Source organism: Flavobacterium rhamnosiphilum (assembly GCF_004349195.1).
Classification (GTDB): Bacteria; Bacteroidota; Bacteroidia; order Flavobacteriales; family Flavobacteriaceae; genus Flavobacterium; species Flavobacterium rhamnosiphilum.
In genome coordinates this window covers 768022-784671 of the sequence record NZ_SMLG01000001.1, presented here as the reverse complement: position 1 = coordinate 784671, position 16650 = coordinate 768022, and the positions used below count along the sequence as shown (strand labels likewise).

Genomic DNA, 16650 nt, shown 5'->3' with positions numbered 1-16650 from the left:
AAAGCTGTTCTAATTGGAGCAGCTTTTTTATTATCAAATATTTGACATTAAAAGTTCTCATAAAATTGTACTTTTGCAAACTGAAAATTCGAAATTATGATTATTGTAAAATCACGTGAAGAAATAGAATTAATGCGCGAAAGTGCGTTGATCGTATCAAAAACATTAGGAATGATTGCTTCTGAAATCAAAGAAGGAATCACCACTTTATATCTGGACAAATTAGCAGAAGCATTCATTCGTGATCATGGAGCCGTACCCAGTTTTCTTGGATTATATGGTTTTCCAAATTCACTTTGTATGAGCCCAAACGCTCAAGTGGTTCATGGAATTCCAAACAATACGCCTTTAAAAAGCGGTGATGTTATTTCGGTAGATTGTGGCGCATACAAAAACGGATACCATGGCGATCATGCGTATTCTTTTGAAATTGGCGAAGTCGCTCCGGAAACTAAAAAATTATTGCAGGTAACCAAAGAATCTTTGTACGCAGGTATCCGCGAATTAAGAGTTGGAAATCGCGTAGAAGACGTAGGAAATGCAATTCAAAAATATACGGAAGCACATGGTTATGGTGTGGTTCGTGAATTAGTAGGACATGGTTTAGGCCAAAAAATGCATGAAGATCCCGAAATGCCTAATTATGGTAAAAAAGGAAGAGGAAAACTTTTTGTAGAAGGAATGGTTGTAGCTATTGAACCTATGATTAATTTGGGAACCCGAAACATAAAACAACACAAAGACGGTTGGACAATAACGACTGCTGACGGAAAACCAAGTGCCCATTTTGAGCATGATGTTGCGATTATCGATGGAAAACCAGAGATTTTATCCACCTTTGCTTATGTTTATAAAGCTCTGGGAATTGTGAGTAATGAGGAAGATGAATTTAGAAGAGAGCCTTTAGTTTTATAAATCATTTATAGCCTAACAAGAATAAAACCCAAAGTTATATGATCTTAAATCACTTATATGTTTAACCTTTTTTGAAACATATAAGTGATTTAAGATCATTTAAGAAAATCTAAAGTTGTAAAAGCGAATCTCTCTGAAACAAAAATGAAAAAACTCTTTAAATTAATACTCAATACCATTCCGCGTCCTATACTTATTCGTTTAAGTTATGTGGCACGACCAGTTCTAGCATTAGCCCTAAAAGGAACTACATTCACTGATCCAATTGATGGGAAAAGCTTCAAAATGTTTCTGCCATATGGATATGGAACACAACGAAATAATGTGCTTTCACCAAGTACACTTTCCCTGGAAAGACATCGTTTATTATGGTTGTATTTGAATGAAGAAACTGATTTTTTTACATCGGCAGCAAAAAAGAAAGTATTGCATTTTGCACCAGAGCAAGCTTTTTATAAATTGTTTCGAAACCAGAAAAATCTGGAGTACACCACAACCGATTTATTTTCGCCATTAGCGGATGTAAAGGCTGATATTTGTGATTTACCATTTGAGGACAATCAATACGATGTTATTCTTTGCAATCACGTTTTAGAACATATTCCAGATGACACTAAAGCGATGCAGGAATTGTATCGGGTTTTGAAACCGGGCGGAATGGCAATTTTACAAATTCCACAGGATTTATCCAGAGCAACAACTTTTGCTGATGATACCATTACAGATCAAAAAGAACGCGCCAAAATCTTTGGACAATACGATCACGTTCGTATTTACGGTCGTGATTATTTTGATAAATTGAGAAGTATCGGTTTTAAAGTAATTGAAGAAGATTACACTAATAAAATTGCCCCCGAATTAGTAGAAAAATATTGTTTGGCCAAAGGGGAAATTATTCCGGTTTGTTTTAAATAATTTTTACCATAAAAAAAACCTGCTAAAGTTAATTTTAGCAGGTTTTTAGTTTATAAATGAATGAGTTAGTTTATTTTTTTTTCCGGCATCAACATTCCAATTACTTTATCTTTTGTAAGATATTTTTTTGCAATATCCTGAATATCCTTCGCCGTTACTGCGTTTACAGATTCTTCAAATTTCAAGACTTCTTCAGCACTATTTCCATTGATATAAGATCTGGTGAAATTAGACAACCAGTATCTGTTTTCTTTACTATCTTTTCTGAAATCAGCTAATTCACCTTCTTTAAATTTAGCCACATCTTTTTCATCTGGTCCATTATCAATAATGTTTTGAAGTTCTTTCAAAGCAGAAGCTGTCAATTTTTCGGCATTATCTGGTCCGCATGGGAAACCAATTGTAAAACTGTATGACCCATTTGGAACTTTATTCATGCTTCCTCTTGCAGAAACACCATAAACACCGCTTTCATTTTCACGCAATTGTTCGATTAATTTTATGGTCAAAACTTCTCCAAGTGCTTGAATAGCCATTGCATCTTTCGCAGAATATTTTGCATCTCCATAATACATAATAGTTACGTTACTTTTAGGATCAGCTCCTTTATTAACCACTTTTTTCAAATCTCCTTTTAGCAATCTATATCCTAAATCTACCGTTTTCTCTTTTTTATCAGTAGCAGGCAAAGACGCTAAATATTTAATGGAATACGCTTCCATAGTTTTATCATCAATATTTCCAACGAAATAAAACTCAAAATCAGCCGCATTGGCAAAACGCTCTTTGTACTTATTGTACGCTAACTTGTAATCTGTTTCAGCCCAAGATTTATCCGTTGGCATAACTCCGTTGAATCTTGGATTTTCTTTGTTTAAATAAGTATAAAACTCTTGTTGAAAATAGTTTTGTGGTTGCGAAGCCATATTCTTAAAGAAACTAGACTGTTTTTGTTTAAAGCCTTCAAAAGCTTCAGGATCATAGTTCAAATCAGTAAAATAAGCATACGTCATTTGGAACAAATATTCAAGATCTTTAGGAGTAGCATTTCCTCTTAAACCTTCAGTAGTTCCACCTATATATGGATTTACTCTAGCTATTTTACCCGTCATGAATTTATTGATATCATTCAATTTTAGTCCTGAGAATCCGGCTTCCGCCAAAGCTCCATTTGCGAATTGAACTTTTTTCATATCCTCATTGGAATATAAATTAGATCCTCCAAGACTCACTGCCTCAAAAAGAACCTCATCATTTTTGAAATCTGTATTCTTATAGGTCACCTTAACGCCATTAGACAACACTAACGTTTTTGTTCCAATTTTAGCATTACTTTCACGCTTAACAATAGCACCAGGTTTAACTTCGTTTCTTAATAAACTTGTAGCAACAGCAGCATCTTCATAAGGCTTAATATCATCCGTATTAATTTTCAATGCATCCAGAACTTCTTGTTCTGTAACTTTTTTCAATCCTTCTTTTTCAGGACCAGTAAGAATAATGACACGGTTGTCTTCTTTTACATAATCTTTAATTAAACCATTAACGTCTTTCAAATCAATCAAAGGCATCAATTGTTTCATCGTTTGATACGTCCATTCGATTCCAGGAACTGGCTCATTTTCCAAGAAATTAGCTTGGTATTCTCCAACAAAATTCACTGAATTCGTTTTATCTCTGTCGTTGTATGCTTTTTCAATAGAAGCAAGAAATTCTGATTTTGAACGATCTAACTCACCTTGAGTAAATCCAAATTTCTTAGCTCTTTCATTTTCAGTTACCAATACTTTCAAAGCACTTAATTGCTTATCTTCTTGAGACATAGCCACTGACTGATATGCTTTTTTATTTCTGGCCCAAGTGCCGCCGTAATAAGAATATCCATAGGTAAATGGAGGTGTGGCTGAATTGGTCAGTTCATCCAATCGCGTATTTAAAAGCGTAGAGAATAATCCCTCAACAATGTAATTTTTAAAATCTCCAATATTCACGATTGGTTTTGGAGCTCCATAATCTTTATAAACCAATTGAACTTGAGCATTTGAAGCTTCTTTATCACTTTCAACAGCTACGAAAGTTTCCTTATGATTGGGAACATCATAAAATTTTCTAGGTTTTTCTTTGGCTGGATTTTTATAACTTGAAAAATGAGAAATGATTTTCTTCTCCATTTCTGCTACGTCAATATCACCAACAACAATTACGCTCATCAAATTTGGACGATACCAATCCTTGTAGAAATTAATTAACGATTGGTGTTTGAATTTTTCTAAAATTTCTTTTTGACCAATTGGCAAACGCTCCGCATAATGGGATTCATGCATCATTTTAGATATGTAGCGCCCCAACATTCTTTTTTGGGCACCTAAACCCAATCTGTATTCTTCTAAAACTACGCCTCTTTCTTTATCGATTTCTTCTGGTGTCAAAACGGTATTGAAAGCCCAATCCTCTATAATTTGAAATCCTTTTTCTAATTTTTCAGGACTGTCAGATGGAATTGGCAAAAAGTAAACCGTTTCATCAAAACTGGTATACGCATTCAAATGTTGCCCGAACTTTACACCAATACTTTGAAGATAATCGACTAATTGATTTTTAGGAAAACGCTTAGTTCCATTAAAACACATGTGCTCCATAAAGTGAGCCAATCCTTGTTGATCATCCTCCTCAAGGATAGAACCTGCATTCACCACCAGCCTAAGGTCCACTTTTTTCTCTGGTTTGGCATTTTTCTTGATGTAATAGGTTAAGCCGTTTTCAAGCTTTCCGGTTTTTACACTTGGATCGAATGGAATTGCTTTTGAATAATCCATTTGCTGTGCAAAAGCAGCTAATGGAAACAGCATGATTCCGAATACTAAATTGTTGATTTTTCTCATAGGGTTAGATATATTTGAAGTAAAAATAATAAGATAACTCTTAACATTTAAAAATATTGTGTTTTAATTAACAGAAATTACATACAAAATATATTTGCAGTCTGAAATTACATTATCGGATAAAAACGAGGAGTATTCCTTATATTTACAAAATCTTAAGTACTACAAAATGATAAAATCTTTTTTCAAAATAGTCACCTTTTTTCTTTTTGTATTTTCAGTAAATCCTGCCGCTGCACAAGTAGAAAAAGAAGTTGCTCCGCCCTACAATATCAAAACGATTTCTTTTTTACAAAGTGATCGGAATGTGATTCCAATTTTTAAATTAGGAGAAGGATTTCAATTGCAGTTTGACGACCTTTTTGGCAATGAAGCCAATTATTATTACGAAATAATCCATTGCGATTACAACTGGATTCCTACCGGAATTCCAAAAAATGAATATTTACAAGGCTTTGACAATCAAAGAATTCAAGATTACACGAATTCATTCAATACATTACAAATTTATTCGCACTACAAATTATCAATTCCCAATCAGTTTACACAGCAGTTGCGAATCAGTGGAAATTATATCATTAAAGTTTTAGATGAAAATAAAGAAGTCGTGTTTTCCAGAAAATTCATTTTATGTGAAGATCTTGTTACGGTTCCAATGCAGGTGAAACGAGCACGAACAGCAAGTAACATAGAACTGAAACACAATTTAGAATTCTCTATAAAATCAAGCGTAATTACATTTCAAAATCCTATGAAAAACGTTAAAGTCGTTCTGCTTCAAAACGGACAATTTAACACTGCCATAAAAAATGTGGTTCCACAATACACCATTGGGAATGACCTGATTTACAAATATGATCCTGAAACACAGTTTTGGGCAGGAAATGAGTTTTTGTTTTTTGAAAATAAAGACATACGATCCGCAAGTAATAATGTATCACGTATAGATTCTAATACTGCTATTTACGGTTCTTATTTATACACGAATGCAGCAAGAACAAATTTCCCTTACTCTTTTACCCAAGATGTCAATGGCGATTTTGTTGTTAATAACATAAATGCCGCTAATCCCGAAATCGAAGCGGATTATGCATGGGTTTATTTCAGCCTTTCTGCTCCCACTTTTAGACTAAAAAAGAATATTTATGTTGGCGGAATGTTCAATAATTACAATCTGGCTCCCGAATACAAAATGGATTATAATTCCGAAAAAGGAGTTTATGAGAAAGCAATTTTAGTTAAACAGGGATTTACAAACTATCAATACATTGTTGCTGATGACAAAGGAGTTGTTGACTATGAAAATGCAATTGACGGGAATTTTTATCAAACGGAAAATGATTACACAATTCTGGTTTATTACAGAGAGAATACGGATCGATACGATAGAGTTGTCGGGAAAGGAATAGCAAATTCATTAAATATCACCAACTAAAAAAACTTTTCAAAAATTTGACAAAACGAGATCAATTTTTTGTAAATTTGTCAATAATAAACACATATTCATCCCATTTAATATGGTTTCTCAAATAACAAGAGGTATAAAAATTTCAGTTTTGACTAGTTTTGAAGGAACTTACTTCAAAAACTACAAGATTCACTTTGCCTTTAGTTATGTAATCACAATTGAAAATCACAGTAAAGATTCTGTTCAATTGATTTCTCGTCATTGGGAAATTTTTGATTCTTTAAACACCATAGAAATAGTTGACGGAGAAGGTGTTATTGGAAAAAAACCAGTTTTAAAACCTGGTGAATTTCACACGTACAGTTCTGGCTGTTTGCTTTCTTCCCCTTATGGCGCGATGAAAGGATATTTCAACATGATTAACTTCACCTCTACAAAGAACTTCAAAGTCATTGTTCCTACTTTCAGGTTATGTGCTCCGTTTGCTTTGAATTAAACTTCAACTGTTTTATTAGAATTTTAACTTTCAATCAGATTCTCTGATTGATGAATTATTGTTACCTTTACAGCTCAATTTTTGATTCTAATTAAAATCTATTAATATGCCAAAAGGAATTTACAACGTCCCAAAAGCGTTTAACGAAACCGTTAAGTCATACGCTCCAGGAAGTCCGGAAAGAGAAGAAGTTCTAGCCACTTTCAATAAAATGTATAATGAAACAGTAGATGTTCCTTTGTACATTGGAGGAGAAGAAATCCGTACAGGAAAAACGAAATCAATAAACCCTCCTTTCGACCACAAACACACTGTGGGACAGTATCACGAAGCAAATAAAGAACATATAGAAAAAGCCATTTCGACTGCTTTAGAAGCTAAAAAGAAATGGGCTAATTTAGCTTGGGAACACAGAGCGTCAATATTTTTAAAAGCTGCTGAATTGCTTGCCGGACCTTACCGTGCAAAAATAAATGCAGCAACTATGATTGCTCAGGCAAAAACAGTACATCAAGCTGAAATTGATGCAGCATGTGAATTTATTGACTTTTTACGTTATAACGTACAATTCATGACTCAAATTTATGCCGAACAACCAACTTCATCAGAAGGTGTTTGGAACAGATTAGAGCACAGACCACTTGAAGGATTTGTTTACGCCATCACTCCTTTTAACTTTACAGCCATTGCCGGTAATTTACCAGCTGCTCCAGCATTGATGGGGAATGTTGTTGTTTGGAAACCAAGTGCTACACAAATTTATTCTGCAAATGTAATCGTAGAAGTATTCAAACAAGCAGGATTACCGGATGGTGTAATCAATGTAGTTTATGGAGACTCTGCCATGATTTCTGAAACGTTATTAGGAAGTCGTGATTTCGCAGGAATCCATTTTACAGGTTCAACTCGTGTTTTCAATGACATTTGGGGAAAAATCGGACAAAACATCAGCAACTACAAAACATATCCAAGAATCGTAGGAGAAACTGGAGGTAAAGATTTTGTTGTAGCACATTCATCTGCTATTCCTGCTCAAGTTGCTACGGCACTTTCCAGAGGAGCTTTCGAATACCAAGGACAAAAATGTTCAGCTGCTTCAAGAGCGTATGTACCACAATCAATATGGCCAGAAGTAAAAAAATTATTAGTAGCTGATTTAGCTTCCATGAAAATGGGATCTCCAGAAGACACAAATAATTTCGTTTCTTCAGTAATTTCAGAAGGTTCATTTGACAAATTAGCCGGTTTTATTGACCAAGCTAAAAAAGATGCTGATGCTGAAATTATTGCAGGAGGAAATTACGACAAGTCTGTTGGTTATTTTATTGAGCCTACCGTTATCGTAACTACAAATCCAAAATACAGCACAATGGAAACCGAATTATTCGGACCAGTATTGACTATTTACGTATACGAAGATGCTAAATGGGAAGAAACGCTTGTATTAGTGGATTCAACTTCTGAGTACGCATTGACAGGAGCTGTCTTGAGCCAAGACCGTTATGCGATTGAATATGCCATGAAAGTTTTAGAAAATGCCGCAGGTAATTTCTACATCAACGATAAACCAACAGGAGCAGTTGTAGGACAACAACCATTTGGTGGAGCAAGAGGTTCAGGAACTAATGACAAAGCAGGTTCTGTATTGAACTTATTGCGTTGGGTTTCTCCAAGAACTATCAAAGAAACTTTTGTTACTCCAGAGAATTACAGATATCCATTTTTAGGATAATAAAGATTGCAGATTAACGATTTATGATTTAAACCCCACAAGAATTCAAATAATTTTGAAGTCTTGTGGGGTTTGTTTTTAATGCTATTGATGTTCTGATACATTATTATACTGCCAAAGAACGTTAATAATTTTCCACTCTCCATTAGTCTTCACTATGTGCATGTAGTCAAACCATTCGTCAGCAATTAGCTTAACAGATGCTGTCAATAGAGACACATCAAGTAATTTAATTTCTTTCTTTGGGTTTTTCGGGAACTTATCACCATTGGCATTATAGGTTTCTGCAAGAATAACCAAGTTTTCGGCTGAGAATTCAGAAATATAATCTTTTTTTGCTTTTTTGCTTTTGAAGACCGACCTCTTTACTATTCGAGGATGTAAAGCATCTTCCATTTGCTTGGGATTTGGATTATGTTGAGACTCAATATAAGCAAGTGCCACTTTCTTGATATCAAGCGTATCCTGGGCTGTCTGACCTTGAACTTTCAAAGTGCCAACAACCAGAAATACAATAAAAATGGAAATTAATTTCATATGTAGATAATATTTGTTTTTTATAGAAATATGGCATCGTCATTCTTCATTATAGTTTGCGTCCCGAAGCTTCAGGATTGAATTATGCCGATTTCATATATAGATTTTAGTTAGGATTTATTTGACGATTAGTGATTTATTAATTCTTTGTTATCGAGGCATTCTATAATATGCTTTTGAAACAATTCTCCAACCTTCGGAAAATTTGTAGAGTATCATATGATCCGTAAAAATTTTCTTTTTATTTTTAAATAAGTTTAAAACCACTGTCGCAGCATTCCCTGAGGTAGTTATGCTTAAATACTCACATTCTGCCTTTACTGTTGGGTTTCCTACATTTTGTTTTCGCCCGTTTTCAATTCTTATTATCCAATCCTCTAATGAAAGCGGCGAAATGTCATTATTTTCCAAACTTAGCATTTTAAATGTAGGATGAAACCCTTTTCTTATTTCTTCAATTGATCCGCCATTATGTATTCCGCCTATATAAGCGTTTTCAATAACAGTTTTAATTGAATCATCTTCAGTTTTAGTTTGCCCAAAAGTTAGCGTACTGATTAGGAATAAAAGAAGTATTAGTGTTGTCTTTGTCATAATTGATTTGCTATTTGTTTTATTTTTGTTATCCTAAATTTCGATTAATCACTGAATTCAAAAGTACAAAAAGCTTTAAGGTTTGCCTTAAATTTTAAACTTGCAAAATTAACTTTTTCATCTGTCTGCTATTTCCAAACAGGAATCTTTACATAACTATCATTATACCATTTTACTTTTAATGGTTCTTTGGCATCTTCAATGGTTTCATCGTTTACCTCTTTGCCTGTGCCGTAATTTAATTGAGAAAATGGATTCTTATTTACATTGATAGCCACAAGCAAACGGCTGCCTTTGCTTAATTGCTTACTGACCAAATGCGTATTCGAAAAAGGAATAGATTCTATTTCATTTGGTTTCAACAAATTTCTTTTTGTAATGTCTTTGGCATAACTGGCGCGACCTATAAAATAAGACAAATGAAAATAGTCCCCATTTGGCATTACTTCATATAAGGTGACACCAATATCCATATCTTTTTTGTTGATACTTGCTTTTATTTCACCCAAAAACGAACCATTAATTAACATCGATTCTTTCAATAGCTCACTTATAAAAATAAATCCATTGCTCGTATCAATCTCTTTTCTGATGATAGGATCAGGATAGTAATCGTTATTTTGTGTTGCTCTGTCTGCAAAATTAACTTCCTGATACAAATAATTTTTCTGAACTGGTTTTTGGGAATTTAAAGCATAAAAATTTCCTGATTTGTTATCGCTCAAATACATCTTCAAGAAACCATTAGCCATTTTATCAATAGAAGAGGCACTTCGCCACTCATTTGCGCCCATTACCTGATAGTTAATTTTGTCTTTCAGTATTTCTGGTTTCTGTCCATTTTTCAGAATATAATCAAACCATTGATAGGTTATTTTTTTGGTATTGATTAATGCGTTTGAATCCACTTTATAACCATTCAACACAGCATCACCTTCCCGTTGAGCTCCCAAATGACTATAGGGACCGATAATAAGGTAATGATTCGCTTTAGAGACATATTTATAATGCTCTCTCACATAATATAACCCTGAATTCTGGGAGTCGTTATAATATCCATCAATGGATAAAATAGGAATATTTATTTGTGCAAATTCTTTTCCATACGGTGCCATTTTCTGCCAATATCCATCAAATGAGGGATGACTTATCCATCGCTGAAATAACTTATTAGCTGTACCATCAATACTATCTAATTTTTTATAAGCTACACCGGTTTCCCACCACTTGTTTTGCATTTTTCTGAAACGCTGTCTGTCGTTCCCTGCAATGGTGTCTAAATATTTGTTGTTCCCAACATAAAACGACCATTCGTAATTGGGATTTACAAAAACGTTATTTTCTGATGGCCAGCCCATGCCTGGACCCGCTGCTACATAAGGCACAATTGTTTTAAGTGCAGGATGCATTTTTTTACAAGCCGCCCACTGCGTAAATCCATTGTAACTACCGCCATACATCCCTACACTTCCGTTACACCACTCTTGTTTACTGATCCAATCAATAACATCATAAGCATCGTTGGCGTCATTTTCATAAGGAAATATTTCGTTTGGACTAAACCGTTTACCCCTTGTATAGGCTATGACTCCAACATAATCCTTATCTGCTGCTTCTTTTAATGTTTTAATATCTCTGCCTTTGTCCCTTACATAAATGGTATATTGAAGAATAACAGGTTTTGAAGTAGTGATTCCTTTTTTTCGCACCACCATTGCCGATATAAATGCGCCATCTCGGGTCTTAATCATAACACTGTCCTGTACGTCATAGGCACTTTTTAGATATTCCTGTTTAGCAACTTTTGTCTGCTGTCCAAAAGAATTTAGTACAGCCAAAAAAATAACTGCAAAATTTAAAAATGTTTTCATTATGTTCTTTATAAGTGTTCTTATTTTTCTACTCAACGGATTCATATTCTAAATAGAGCAAACTATTAATTTTATCAAATCAAATGTAGTGATTTTCTTAATTTAAAATCTACAACTTAAAACTAGAAATTGTATGAAAATCATCTATTTCTGTATTCTTCAAGCCTTTAAAAGTATCATAGTTAACTACTAATAATCTACCTTTATAAATGATGGTTTCACATGGATTATCCAATTGTCCGTCCGCACCATCATTGTTACCATTTTCCCAAATCAAAGAGATCGTATTGGTATTTAAATCCAGTTGATGAACACTATTGTTGTCATAATTTGCTATGAAAATAGAGTTCCTTTTCTCATCGTAAAAAAAGCCGTCACAGCATTTTAATTTATCGGAATCAAAAACTACTTTTTTAGATTTTACTTTGCCTTCTTTTGTGAATTCGAATTTTGTAATCACCCCATCTCCAAAATTCCCTGCATACAAATCCCCTTTTTTGTCGAATGCTATGCCGTCAATTCCGATGGTTCTTTTTGTCACTTCGGGTTTCAGGGTAAATAAACTGATTAAATGGGTTGATTTTGTTAGCGCATCTAAAATTATTTTGTCTTTATTCAATTCTTCTAATGAAAAGCTATAAATACTGCTTTCTCTTTTCTTATCACCCAAAGCATCCGTTATATAAACTCTATTTTTAGACCATCTAACAGCTTCCCCAAAGTTGAAACCTTCAGCCAAAACCTCCGCATATTTAGGATTTCCATTTTCGACAACTACCCTAATTAATCTCGAAAAATTTTCTTTTCCAGCGAAATATTGATTATCCATTAAGTACAAATTCCCGTCAGGACCAAATTCCATTCCCATCGGATGCACTCTTTTTGTGATTGGATGAAGCGGCAATTGATCAAACCAAGTTACTGGCTTGTCATTTTTATCGAAAGTTAAAATTTTGGCTCCATTTTTTTCAAATGAAGTAGGATTTAAAACAGACAAATAGAGATTTCCTTTTTTATCCAAAGCCATTCCGTCCGGCGTTGTACACGTTTCGCCTAAATCTGCAAATAGAGTTGGTTTTATTAATCTTGAAGTTTCGCTCCATCCAATTTCTTGTTTAATTTCCTGTGAAAATAAGTTTAGAGAACAAACTACCATTATGATGGTCATTACATTTTTAAAAATTGATTTCATGTACAGATATTTATTGGTTTTTAATTACTTCTTGGCAACATTAAGACACGTTCTTTTTCACTAGACTTTCTAGCAACAACACAAATAATAGAATGATTTTGATTATCATGACTAACTTTTTTTTAAGCTAAAATAGCACAACAACATCATCCCAATTTTTATCAGCAGTCAAAAAGGCTGTTTCAGCATTCAAAGAGTCCATTATTGAGTAGAATCATTTTCATGGGCTCAAATGCAGTTTTTAGAAGCCAAAAATCATTATTCGTCATACTACATAAAGTATGCTTTGATAATTTGCTAACTTGCCGCCTCCTAAAACACAGTATGAATTTTCTCAAAAACATAGATCCAAAAAGAGTTCTAAGCCATTGCTTATTCTGGTTATCTTTTATGCTACTATATATCAACGGCAAGTCAGAGGACATCGGATATTATTCCTTTATTTTTATTTATAGCTTTAAAATTTTTGTCCAAGCAATTGCAGCTTACGGATTAATTTATTGGATTATTCCAAATTTGCTAAACAAAAAAAAGCACATCCTTTTTATACTGTCATCCATAAGCTGGTTGTATTTTGTCTTTGCATTTTTAATGATATTGAAGTATTACTATCTCGAGCCAAAATTCCCTGGCTTTTTTGATGATTGGCTTGGGCATAAGATGACCGTTCCTGAAAGATTAACTTCTTTTAAATTGATATTCCGAGAGTTCTCATTTATAACGTATCCAATTATCATAATGGGCTTTATAAGCTTCAACAGAAAACAACAACGTCTTTTAAAGCTAGAAGAAGAAAAAAAATCAATGGAACTCAAAGTGCTTAAAAACCAATTGAATCCTCATTTTTTATTCAATACCCTAAATAACCTCTATGCTTTGACACTCAAAAAAGATGACAAAGCACCCGAAATAATTGCCAAATTATCCGAAATATTAGATTTTGTTTTGTACCGTTGCAATGATGATTTTGTTTGTATAAAAAAGGAAATCAACTTATTGGAAAACTATATTTCATTAGAAAAATTACGCTATAATGAAAACAGGCTAGACATTTCGTTTACCAAAGACATTCACGAAGACAGCAAAATTTCGCCGCTAATTCTGTTGACTTTTGTAGAAAATGCTTTTAAACACGGCGTAATCAATGAAACCGAGAAAGCAGTAATCCGCATGAATTTAGAAACTAAAAGACAGCAAATTATCTTTAGCATCGAAAATACAAAACCGCAAAATGAAACAGCGAGTATAGATAACAAAGAACAAATTGGACTCGAAAATGTCCGAAAGCAATTGGATTTATTATATCCAAAGAAGCATCAGTTAGAAATAGAAGAAACTCAAAGAAAGTACTTGGTAAGATTAACACTAAATATTTCAATATGAAATACAAATGCATCATCGTTGACGACGAACCCTTGGCAAGAGAATTAATTACGTCTCATTTAGCCCATTTCGACAATTTCGAATTGGTCGCTTCTTTTGAAAACGCCTTGAAAGCATACACTTTCTTAGAATCAAATACGGTAGATTTGCTATTTCTGGATATTGAAATGCCGTTACTCAAGGGAAATGATTTCTTGAAAAAACTAAAAAATCCGCCTAAAGTAATTTTCACAACTGCCTACAGAGAATATGCATTAGAAGGTTATGAGCTCAATGTGATTGATTACCTTTTGAAACCCATCACTTTTGATCGATTTTTTGTTTCAATAGAAAAATTCAAGCAATTGCAAACTCCAAAAAAAGAAGAAAATACAGTTACAGAAAAGCACATTTTTGTAGCGAGTGGAAACAAGAACATCAAGATAATTTTTGATGAAATTTCACACATAGAAAGCCTCAAAGATTACATCACCATTCATCTTGAAAACAAAACATCCTACCATCTTAAATTCAACATTTCTTCTTTTGAAAAATTATTAAATCAAGATTTTGTTCGCATTCATCGCTCCTTTATTATTAACGTCAAAAAATTAAGAGCTTATACAAAGAATGAAGTAGAAATTGGAATAATTGAAATCCCAATCGGAAGTAGTTATAAAGAAAATTGGCTGAACTATTTAAAAGAAATTTAATAAATACCTTAGATTTAAAAAACCCACAAGAATTCAGATAATTTTGAATTCTTATGGGGTTTGTTTTTTTATTGTGATTGCTTTGCTTCGTACCTCGCAACTCCTCGCAATGACTTTAAACCGTAAACTTCAACGGCACATGCACCACTTTCTTAGTCTCAAAGAATTCATCTTCGAAAAAATCAGCTAAATTGTATTCTGTGGCTTTTGGAAAATCTTTCAATTCTTCCGTTAAATCGCCTCCTTTTAAATACAGAATTCCGTTTTTCAATTCGTGTTTGCTATTCTTTTTGATTTTGGTTTTCACCCAAGAAACAAAATCCGGCATATTCGTCACGGCACGACTCACGATAAAATCGAAATCTCCTTTTACATTTTCAGCACGCATTTGCTCCGCTTTTACATTTTTCAATCCCAATCCTTCGGCAACAGCCTGAACTACTTTTATCTTCTTGGCAATAACATCAATCAAATAAAAACGCGTTTCCGGAAAAAGAATCGCCAGTGGAATTCCAGGAAATCCTCCGCCAGTTCCAACATCCAGAACATACGTTCCTGGTTCGAATTTTATAATTTTAGCTATTCCCAACGAATGCAGAATATGTTTGGTATACAAAGCATCAATATCTTTTCTAGAAATAACATTAATTTTTTCATTCCAATCATGGTATAAAAAATCCAGTTTTTCGAACTGTTCTTTCTGAATATCAGTTAAATTAGGAAAATACTTAAGAATCTCGTCCATCTTATAATTTTTTAACAAAAGTAATACTTTAGAGTTAAAATATTTATGCCAATTTTGTATATCCAAAAATTTATAATAATTACCTTTGAACTTTATTAAATACATATGAACAATAATGCTCCGACATTTGCTAAGCAAGATAGTCTAAAGTTTTTTAGAACACTTAACTCACGGGTTAACAATTACTTCAAAGAAAATAACATCCAAAAGACAGGCAACTGGAAACTATATTTGAAAACCATAATTCTGTTTTCTGTTTTTCTTGCGCCTTATTTTTTAATTCTAACGCTTGGCATGCCATTTTGGGCACATCTTCTGTTAACGATTGTTATGGGAATTGGAATGGCTGGAGTAGGAATGAATGTGATGCACGATGGAAATCATGGTTCTTATTCCAATAAAAATTGGGTCAACAAATTCATGGGCGGAACTATTTATGTTCTGGCAGGAAATGTATACAACTGGCAAGTGCAACATAATGTGCTACACCACACTTACACAAACATTCCCGGACATGATGAGGATTTAGATGCCGGACGTGTTATCCGTTTTACAAAAGATGCAAAATGGTATAATTTTCACCGTTTTCAACAATATTATTCCGTTTTTCTATATGGATTACTAACGTTCAACTGGGCTATTACAACTGATTTCAAACAGATGAGAAGCTACTTGAAAAGAAAATTATCTTACGGTGAAGCGAAAAGCCCAAAAATACTTTGGACGACTTTAATTATCACGAAAGTAATTTATGTTTCTATCTGGATCGTGTTACCAATCGTTATTGGAATCACATGGTGGAAAGTATTAATTGGTTTCTTCGTGATGCATTACACTGCTGGTTTAATTCTAAGTGTTGTGTTCCAATTGGCACACGTTGTTGAAGAAACAACAAATCCATCTCCAAATGAATTAGGGGAAATGGACAATACTTGGGCGATTCACCAATTGTTTACCACAACGAATTTTGCTCCAAAAAACAAAATCGTAAACTGGTATACTGGCGGATTGAATCACCAAATTGAGCACCATATTTTTCCAAATATCAGTCACGTACATTATGGTAAAATTGCAAAAATTGTAAAAGAAACTGCGCAGGAATGCAACTTGCCGTATTATGAATATAAAACGATGCGAAGTGCCGTTATTGCACATTTCAAGCATTTGAAAGATTTGGGAATGAAACCAGAACTTATATAATCATACAAAGACACAACGTGTAGAGATGCACGCTGTAAAGATGCACTGCAGTGCATCTCTACCTAATTAATAAACTAACTACAACCTA

The 16650-nt window shown here is 33.6% G+C and carries 14 protein-coding genes; 8 read left to right on the top strand and 6 right to left on the bottom strand.

Features of this window, described 5'->3' with window-relative positions:
- The first annotated feature begins 96 nt into the window (after positions 1-96).
- Both map and E0I26_RS03425 read left to right on the top strand, forming a co-directional pair.
- On the top strand, positions 97-915 hold the full coding sequence (map, locus tag E0I26_RS03430; RefSeq protein WP_131915080.1) for a type I methionyl aminopeptidase: 819 nt from the start codon (positions 97-99) through the stop codon (positions 913-915).
- A 144-nt stretch (positions 916-1059) separates the two neighbouring features.
- Positions 1060-1830, top strand: coding sequence for a class I SAM-dependent methyltransferase (locus E0I26_RS03425; protein WP_131915079.1), 771 nt, complete (start codon positions 1060-1062; stop codon positions 1828-1830).
- A 65-nt stretch (positions 1831-1895) separates the two neighbouring features.
- Here the strand turns inward: E0I26_RS03425 and E0I26_RS03420 are convergent, their stop codons facing one another.
- Complete coding sequence (locus tag E0I26_RS03420) at positions 1896-4712, bottom strand: M16 family metallopeptidase (protein WP_131915078.1); 2817 nt, start codon at positions 4710-4712, stop codon at positions 1896-1898.
- A gap of 169 nt (positions 4713-4881) precedes the next feature.
- On the opposite strand from E0I26_RS03420, the gene E0I26_RS03415 reads away from it, so the two are divergent.
- The 3 genes from E0I26_RS03415 (at position 4882) to pruA (ending at position 8348) form a co-directional block, all read left to right on the top strand.
- Positions 4882-6147, top strand: coding sequence for a type IX secretion system plug protein (locus E0I26_RS03415; RefSeq protein WP_131915077.1), 1266 nt, complete (start codon positions 4882-4884; stop codon positions 6145-6147).
- Positions 6148-6229: 82 nt separating this feature from the next.
- On the top strand, positions 6230-6616 hold the full coding sequence (apaG, locus tag E0I26_RS03410; RefSeq protein WP_131915076.1) for a Co2+/Mg2+ efflux protein ApaG: 387 nt from the start codon (positions 6230-6232) through the stop codon (positions 6614-6616).
- Positions 6617-6722: 106 nt separating this feature from the next.
- Positions 6723-8348: an L-glutamate gamma-semialdehyde dehydrogenase gene (gene pruA, locus E0I26_RS03405; RefSeq protein ID WP_131915075.1), complete on the top strand. Its 1626-nt coding sequence runs from the start codon at positions 6723-6725 to the stop codon at positions 8346-8348.
- Between the two features lie 84 nt (positions 8349-8432).
- On the opposite strand, the gene E0I26_RS03400 is transcribed toward pruA, so the two are convergent.
- The 4 genes from E0I26_RS03400 to E0I26_RS03385 form a co-directional block, all read right to left on the bottom strand.
- Positions 8433-8885 (bottom strand): nuclear transport factor 2 family protein, encoded by a 453-nt coding sequence (locus E0I26_RS03400; RefSeq protein ID WP_131915074.1) that lies wholly within the window; start codon positions 8883-8885, stop codon positions 8433-8435.
- A gap of 150 nt (positions 8886-9035) precedes the next feature.
- On the bottom strand, positions 9036-9479 hold the full coding sequence (locus E0I26_RS03395; protein ID WP_131915073.1) for a nuclear transport factor 2 family protein: 444 nt from the start codon (positions 9477-9479) through the stop codon (positions 9036-9038).
- 128 nt (positions 9480-9607) lie between these two features.
- Positions 9608-11350, bottom strand: a complete 1743-nt coding sequence (locus tag E0I26_RS03390; protein ID WP_131915072.1) for a CocE/NonD family hydrolase — start codon at positions 11348-11350, stop codon at positions 9608-9610.
- A 109-nt stretch (positions 11351-11459) separates the two neighbouring features.
- Complete coding sequence (locus E0I26_RS03385; protein WP_131915071.1) at positions 11460-12542, bottom strand: NHL repeat-containing protein; 1083 nt, start codon at positions 12540-12542, stop codon at positions 11460-11462.
- A gap of 324 nt (positions 12543-12866) precedes the next feature.
- Between E0I26_RS03385 and E0I26_RS03380 the strand changes: the two genes are divergently transcribed.
- Positions 12867-13925, top strand: a complete 1059-nt coding sequence (locus tag E0I26_RS03380; protein ID WP_165929395.1) for a sensor histidine kinase — start codon at positions 12867-12869, stop codon at positions 13923-13925.
- Positions 13922-14617, top strand: a complete 696-nt coding sequence (locus E0I26_RS03375) for a LytR/AlgR family response regulator transcription factor (RefSeq protein ID WP_131915069.1) — start codon at positions 13922-13924, stop codon at positions 14615-14617. The genes E0I26_RS03380 and E0I26_RS03375 overlap by 4 nt, the downstream gene beginning before the upstream one ends.
- A 115-nt stretch (positions 14618-14732) precedes the next feature.
- Here the strand turns inward: E0I26_RS03375 and rsmG are convergent, their stop codons facing one another.
- Positions 14733-15362 (bottom strand): 16S rRNA (guanine(527)-N(7))-methyltransferase RsmG, encoded by a 630-nt coding sequence (gene rsmG / locus E0I26_RS03370; protein WP_131915068.1) that lies wholly within the window; start codon positions 15360-15362, stop codon positions 14733-14735.
- Positions 15363-15467: 105 nt separating this feature from the next.
- Here rsmG and E0I26_RS03365 point away from each other — a divergent pair, with 105 nt between their 5' ends.
- The gene (locus E0I26_RS03365; RefSeq protein WP_131915067.1) at positions 15468-16562 is read left to right on the top strand and encodes a fatty acid desaturase family protein; all 1095 of its coding nucleotides are present in this window, start codon (positions 15468-15470) and stop codon (positions 16560-16562) included.
- Positions 16563-16650: the final 88 nt, after the last annotated feature.

Coding starts and splice junctions, on each gene's coding strand:
- map (WP_131915080.1), top strand. CDS start 97: ATGATTATTGTAAAATCACGTGAAGAAATAGAATTAATGCGCGAAAGT.
- E0I26_RS03425 (WP_131915079.1), top strand. CDS start 1,060: ATGAAAAAACTCTTTAAATTAATACTCAATACCATTCCGCGTCCTATA.
- E0I26_RS03420 (WP_131915078.1), bottom strand. CDS start 4,712: ATGAGAAAAATCAACAATTTAGTATTCGGAATCATGCTGTTTCCATTA.
- E0I26_RS03415 (WP_131915077.1), top strand. CDS start 4,882: ATGATAAAATCTTTTTTCAAAATAGTCACCTTTTTTCTTTTTGTATTT.
- apaG (WP_131915076.1), top strand. CDS start 6,230: ATGGTTTCTCAAATAACAAGAGGTATAAAAATTTCAGTTTTGACTAGT.
- pruA (WP_131915075.1), top strand. CDS start 6,723: ATGCCAAAAGGAATTTACAACGTCCCAAAAGCGTTTAACGAAACCGTT.
- E0I26_RS03400 (WP_131915074.1), bottom strand. CDS start 8,885: ATGAAATTAATTTCCATTTTTATTGTATTTCTGGTTGTTGGCACTTTG.
- E0I26_RS03395 (WP_131915073.1), bottom strand. CDS start 9,479: ATGACAAAGACAACACTAATACTTCTTTTATTCCTAATCAGTACGCTA.
- E0I26_RS03390 (WP_131915072.1), bottom strand. CDS start 11,350: ATGAAAACATTTTTAAATTTTGCAGTTATTTTTTTGGCTGTACTAAAT.
- E0I26_RS03385 (WP_131915071.1), bottom strand. CDS start 12,542: ATGAAATCAATTTTTAAAAATGTAATGACCATCATAATGGTAGTTTGT.
- E0I26_RS03380 (WP_165929395.1), top strand. CDS start 12,867: ATGAATTTTCTCAAAAACATAGATCCAAAAAGAGTTCTAAGCCATTGC.
- E0I26_RS03375 (WP_131915069.1), top strand. CDS start 13,922: ATGAAATACAAATGCATCATCGTTGACGACGAACCCTTGGCAAGAGAA.
- rsmG (WP_131915068.1), bottom strand. CDS start 15,362: ATGGACGAGATTCTTAAGTATTTTCCTAATTTAACTGATATTCAGAAA.
- E0I26_RS03365 (WP_131915067.1), top strand. CDS start 15,468: ATGAACAATAATGCTCCGACATTTGCTAAGCAAGATAGTCTAAAGTTT.